The 5,609-nt window shown below is 70.0% G+C and carries 3 protein-coding genes and 1 tRNA gene; 1 reads left to right on the top strand and 3 read right to left on the bottom strand.

The window, feature by feature from the left end:
* On the bottom strand, positions 1 to 3,170 hold a 3,170-nt coding region (locus tag AC08OO_RS17905; protein ID WP_476618798.1), incomplete at its 3' end, for an ABC transporter transmembrane domain-containing protein.
* A 536-nt stretch (positions 3,171 to 3,706) separates the two neighbouring features.
* On the opposite strand from AC08OO_RS17905, the gene AC08OO_RS17900 reads away from it, so the two are divergent.
* Positions 3,707 to 3,779, top strand: a tRNA-Lys gene (locus AC08OO_RS17900).
* Positions 3,780 to 3,938: 159 nt separating this feature from the next.
* Here AC08OO_RS17900 and AC08OO_RS17895 read toward each other — a convergent pair.
* Positions 3,939 to 5,174 (bottom strand): tyrosine-type recombinase/integrase, encoded by a 1,236-nt coding sequence (locus AC08OO_RS17895; protein ID WP_476610878.1) that lies wholly within the window; start codon positions 5,172 to 5,174, stop codon positions 3,939 to 3,941.
* A complete protein-coding gene (locus tag AC08OO_RS17890) occupies positions 5,174 to 5,383 on the bottom strand; it encodes a hypothetical protein (RefSeq protein WP_476610879.1) in 210 nt (69 codons plus the stop codon). Before AC08OO_RS17890 ends, AC08OO_RS17895 begins: the two co-directional genes overlap by 1 nt.
* Positions 5,384 to 5,609: the final 226 nt, after the last annotated feature.

Here is a 5,609-nt window from a genome sequence, read left to right as displayed (position 1 = left end):
GCGTTTCCCCCCGGCCCCGCGTTCTCCGTCCGCGCGGCGGTGCCTCCCACGTAGGCGAACCGGACGCCGTCCAGGACCACCTCGCCGGCCAGCCGTCCGACCGGTCGCGGGTACTCGGCCGACGGCGTCGAGGTCGGAGTCCGCAGCAACTCGGAAAGCCGGCGCAGACCGACCCGGGCCTGCTGATAACCGTCGAACACCTGGGACAGTTGCTGCACCGGCGCGAAGAAGAGGTCCACGTAGAGCAGGAACGCGAGTAGTGCTCCCGGCGACAGGGATCCGCCGACGGCCAGGTGGGCGCCGATTCCCAGCACGAGAGCACCCGCGATCCGGGAGAGGAACTCGACGAACGGGAAGTAGAGAGCGATCATCCGTTGTGCCCGCAGCCGCGAGCGGCGGTAGCTGTCCGCGAGCTCGCGGAACCTCGCCTGGTTGACCGCTTCCCGGCCGAACGCCTGGGCGATGCGCAGCCCGGTCAGGTTCTCCTGCAGCGATGCGTTGACGGCGCTGACCCATTCCCGGGACTCGGTGTAGGCGGCGGAGGAACGACGCCGGAACACCACCGTCGCCACGATCAGGATCGGCAGTACGGCGACGACGACCAGGGCGAGCTCGGCGTCCAGCACGATCAACGCCACCAGGACGCCGAAGAAGGACAGCAGGCTGACGATGGCGGTGGTCAGGCCGGTCTGCAGGAAGGTCGACAGGGCGTCGACATCGGTCGTCATCCGGGTCATGATCCGGCCGGCGAGCTCGCGCTCGTAGTAGTCGAGTCCGAGGCGCTGCAGCTGCGCAAAGGTCTTCACCCGCAGGATGTAGAGCAGCCGCTCCCCCATCCGGCCCGTGACACGGGTCTGCCACACCTGCACCGCCCAGTTCACCAGCACCACCGCCAGCGCGACACCGGCGGTGGCGAACAGGACGTCACGTGCCCCGACGCTCACGCCGGCGTCGACGGCATGCCGCACCAACGCCGGCAGGGCGAGACCCGCGACGGCGTCTGCCGCCACCAGCAGCAGGCCCAGGATGAGCGGCCAGCGGACCACGGCCAGCAGCCGGTGCAGCGAGAATGCCGGGTCGGGGGCGGCCGCCGCAGCCTGGTCGACCCGCGGCTCGTCGAGCGCCGGGGGCAGGGCGTCGACCCGGGCGAGCAGGTCGGGGGTCGCCGGCATGTCACCGAAGGGGCCCCCGCCGCCGAGCCCCCGGCCGAGACCGCCCCGGGTAGCACCACCCCGGAGACCATTTCCCTTTCCTTTCCCTTGTCTACTTCCTTGCCTGTCCAGAGCCTTTTGCGTCTGATTTATCCCTCTGGACAGGCAAGAAAGGCCGGGGTCGGGGGCCGGGGACGAGAGCTGGTCAGAAAGGCCCTCGCCGGGGCCGGCGAGCAGATGGCGGAACAGAGGACATCGGGCCGTCAGTTCGGCCTCGGTCCCGACGTCGACGATCCGGCCGGCGTCGAGCACGGCGATCCGGTCGGCGAGGCGCAGGGTGGAGCGCCGGTGCGCGATGAGCAGAGTGGTGCGGCCACGCATGATCGTCCGAAGCGTGTCATGGATCTCGGCCTCGATCCGGGCGTCCACGGCCGAGGTCGCGTCGTCGAGGAGCAGGACGCGGGGATCGGTGAGTAGCGCGCGGGCGAGCGCGACGCGCTGGCGCTGGCCGCCGGAGAGAGTCAGGCCCTGTTCTCCCACGACGGTGTCATAGCCGTCGGGCAGGCCGCGGATGAAGACGTCCGCCTGCGCCGCCCGCGCAGCCGCGATGATCTGGTCGTCCGTGGCACCCGGCCGGCCGTAGGCGATGTTCGCGCGCACCGTGTCGGAGAACAGGAAACTGTCCTCGAAGACGACCCCGATCTGCGCCCGCAGCGACGACAGTGTCACCGTGCGGATGTCCACACCGTCAAGGCGGACCGTCCCGGCCTGGGGGTCGTAGAACCGCGGCAGCAGCATCGCAACCGTCGACTTGCCCGAACCGGACGTGCCGACGAGGGCGACCGTCTCCCCCGGTTCGATCCGCAGGCTCACGTCCCGCAGCACGGGGCGAGACGGAACGTAGCCGAACGTGACACTGTCTAGGTCGACCAGCCCGCGGATCCGGCCAAGGCGCACGGCGTCCGGCCGGTCCATGATCGCCGGCTGCGAATCGATGATCTCGAAGATGCGTATCGTGCTGGCCTTGGCCTGCTGGCCCACGGTGAGCAGACCGGCGAGGGTCCGCGTCGGCCCGATCAGGGCGCCGAGATAGGTGCTGAACGCGAGGAAGGTACCGAGGGTGATCCGGTCCGTCAGCGCCAGCCAGCCGCCGAGCGCCAGCACCGCGACCTGACCGAGCGCGGGAACGGCCTGCATCGCCGCACCGAACCTGCTGGTGATGCGCACCGCACGCATCCGAAGCGCGAACAGCCACCGGGCGTCCACCGCCAGCCGGTCCAGCTCGCGGGCCTCCTGTCCGAACCCCTTCACCACCCGGACGCCGGCGACGGCCTCTTCGACCACTCCGGCAACCTCGCCAGCCTGCTGCTGCGCCGCCCAGGTCGCCGGGAAGACCGTGCGTCGGGCGCCGTAGCCGACGATGAACAGCGCCGGCCCCAGCGCGAGCGCGATGACGGTGAGCAGCGGGGACAGCCAGGCCATCACCACAAGGGACACGACGAAGAGCACCAGGTTGCCGCTCATCATCGGCAGGTAGGACAGCAGACCCTGGACCACGGTGACGTCCGAGATCGCCCGGCTCACCACCTGCCCGGTCTGGAGCTGGTCCTGCCGGGCCCCGTCGAGGCGCTCGATGGCGCTGAAGACGGCGTCGCGCAGATCGTACTGGACGTCGAGGGAGAGCCGACCACCGACGTAGCGTCGGACGAACGCGGCGGCGAAGACGACGACCCCAGCCCCGAGCAGAATGGCGACGTAGGGTGCGAGAGGGTGGCGGTGCGTGACGACGACGTTGTCGATGACCTGCCGCTCGACCAACGGGACGGCGGCCGTGACGAGCGTGCCGAGCAGCGCGGCGCCGAAGGCCAAGGCGGCGTTGCGGCGGTACACGAGGATCTCGCGGAGAATCCTGCGCAGCCAGCCGGCCACCGGTTTCTCCGGCCCGGCCTCCTCGGCTTTCTCCGGCCCGGGCGCGGCAGGCTCCTCGGCTGGTTGGGGCCGTGGGCGTGGACTGGGCAACTGCGATCGCTCGACGGGACCCGGAGCCGGATGCGGACTGGGGTCCGGCCGATCCGGCGGTCCGTGCGAGGGACGGGCCGTGTCAGCGGACGATGCTTCGGAGCTCGCGGTGGGCCTCCAGGTCGTCAGGTCCGATTCGGTACCCGCGTGACGCCGGTCCGGATCGGACGCGAAGGAAGGGACGAGACGCCAAAGCCGCCGCGTCCCAGCCTCACCGCGGTGTCCCGGCCTGACCGTACGTCCGGCAGGCCCGCGGCGTCGGCCACGTCATGTCTATCAGCGAAACATTCCTGGAACCCCGCTGATGCCCGTCACGGCTCCGAGCCGGGACCACAGGAAGCCGCGGGTCCCGAGCAAGATCCTGAGCAAGGTCCCGAGCAAGATCAGCCCCGGAGGACACACAGGGACACGGAGCCCCCGCCATCGGCGATCTCCAAGGTGGCCGCCGGTACCGAGCGCCGCGCCCGCACCCCCCGGCCACTCGTCTCCAGCGCCTGGTAGAGTTCTGCATGTCGCCGCGGGGACGCGGAGGCAACGCGCCGCTAGCTCAATTGGCAGAGCAGCGGACTCTTAATCCGCGGGTTCGGGGTTCAAGTCCCTGGCGGCGCACCCGTATCTACCAGGTCGTATGACTCTCGGTAGTCTCTTCCAGAAGGTCTCTGTACCCACTTCTGTACCCCAGCCTCTCTATGCCCTGATGGCAGACGCCCCGGGCGCTGCAAGGTACACAGCCATCCCGGGGCGCCGCCGATTCGCTCGGGTACACGGTCAGCCCGCGAGCTCCTCCCCGCCCCCCTCTTCGTTTGTCTGATCGACATCCTCTTCGTCGTCCGCCTGATCGCCGAAGATCCGGTCGAGCCGGCCGACCGCGTCGCGCTGGGTCTCCGGCATTACGTGGGTGTAGGTGTTCATGGTGAGCTGGATCGTGGAGTGCCCGAGCAGCTCCATCACCGTCCGCGCCGGTACACCCTCGGCAAAGAGCATCGACGCGAAGGCGTGGCGCAGATCATGCAGCCGCAGCCACGGCAACCCGGCCTGACGGCGCAGCACATCGAACCGCCGGTTGACGTTGCGCGGCTCCAGCGGCGTGCCGACCGACGAGGTGAACACCAGCCCGGTTTCCGTCCACGCCTCGCCGAGGCCCGTCCGTTCCGCCGCCTGGGTGGCCCGGTGCCGCCGCAGGATCGCCACCAGCTTCGGGGGGATCGGCAGCCGCCGGTGGGACCGCTCCGTCTTCGCCGGCACGAACGCCAACGCCCCGTCCACCCGTTGCAGCGTCTGCCGGACGTGCAGCGTCGCCCCGTCCAAGTCGACATCCACCCAGCGCAGACCGAGGATCTCCCCGCGGCGAAGCCCGAGCATCAGCGCGCAGGCGAACACCCCTTCCAGCCGCTCACCGCGGAGCACCTCGACGAGCCGCCGTGCCTCCTCCGGCCGGAGAGCCCGGATCTCCCGGTGCGGCACCGCCGGAGCCTTGACCGCCTTCGCCACGTTGCGCGCCACCAGGTCCAGCCGTTCGGCCTCCGCCAGCGCGTTGCGGATCAGGCTGTGCACGTGGCGGACGCTCCCCGCCGACAGCCCCGACTTCTTCGCCGCCGCGACGAGCCGCCGCACGTCCAACGGGGTCAGCTTGTCGAGCTGCACACGGCCGATCACCGGCACGATGTGCGTGGTGATCAGCCAACGGTAGGCCCGCAGCGTCGACGCCCGCGTTCCGTCGTCCTCCTTGATAGCGAGCCACTCCGTCAGCCACACCGCGACCGTCCGGCGCTCTGCCGTGACGTTGACGCCGAGTTCGGCCGCATTCCTGACCTTGGTGAGCTTCTCGCGGCATTCCTTCTCCGTCTTGCCGTAGACGGTCTTACGGACGCGCTTCCCGTCCGCCCAGCCGAGATCGATGCGACCGACCCACAGGCCGTCGCTCGCCCGCTGAAACAGCGCCCCTTCACCCTGGGAACGCCGCCGCTTCCGCCGGTCCTTCCCGGCCCCCTCCCCCGCGGCCATCAGGCGACATCCAGGGGGTTGCCGTCGGGCCATTCGACGTTGTCGCACCACGGGCAGCCATAGCGGCTGTCGCCCATGTCGCAGGCGAATGTCGTCTCACCGTCGGGTTGTGGGTATTCGCGTCCCTGGCCGTTCTTCCACCGGTCGAGATGCTCCCGAAGCGCCTGGACCGGCGTGATCCGCGGTGGTGTTTCCTCATTGATGGACATGGTAAATATGGCTCCTTGCCGAAAGAGAAGCGGGAAGGTGCACGCGGGCCGCGGGTGGCGTTGCCCGGTGCGGGTTGGGTTCCGGTTCTCTGGCGCAGGGATGATCTGCCGGGGCGCCACCAGAGAACGGAAGAAAAATGGGAGAGGCAGAGATCTCCGTTACGGGCGGGGGGCGCTCGCCGCTGCCGGACCCGCCGAGGGTGTGCCGGCCGGGGCGGTTGCCGGC

It is taken from the genome of Frankia sp. CeCAU1 (genome assembly GCF_977971845.1).
This window is presented reverse-complemented; position numbering and strand designations above follow the sequence as displayed.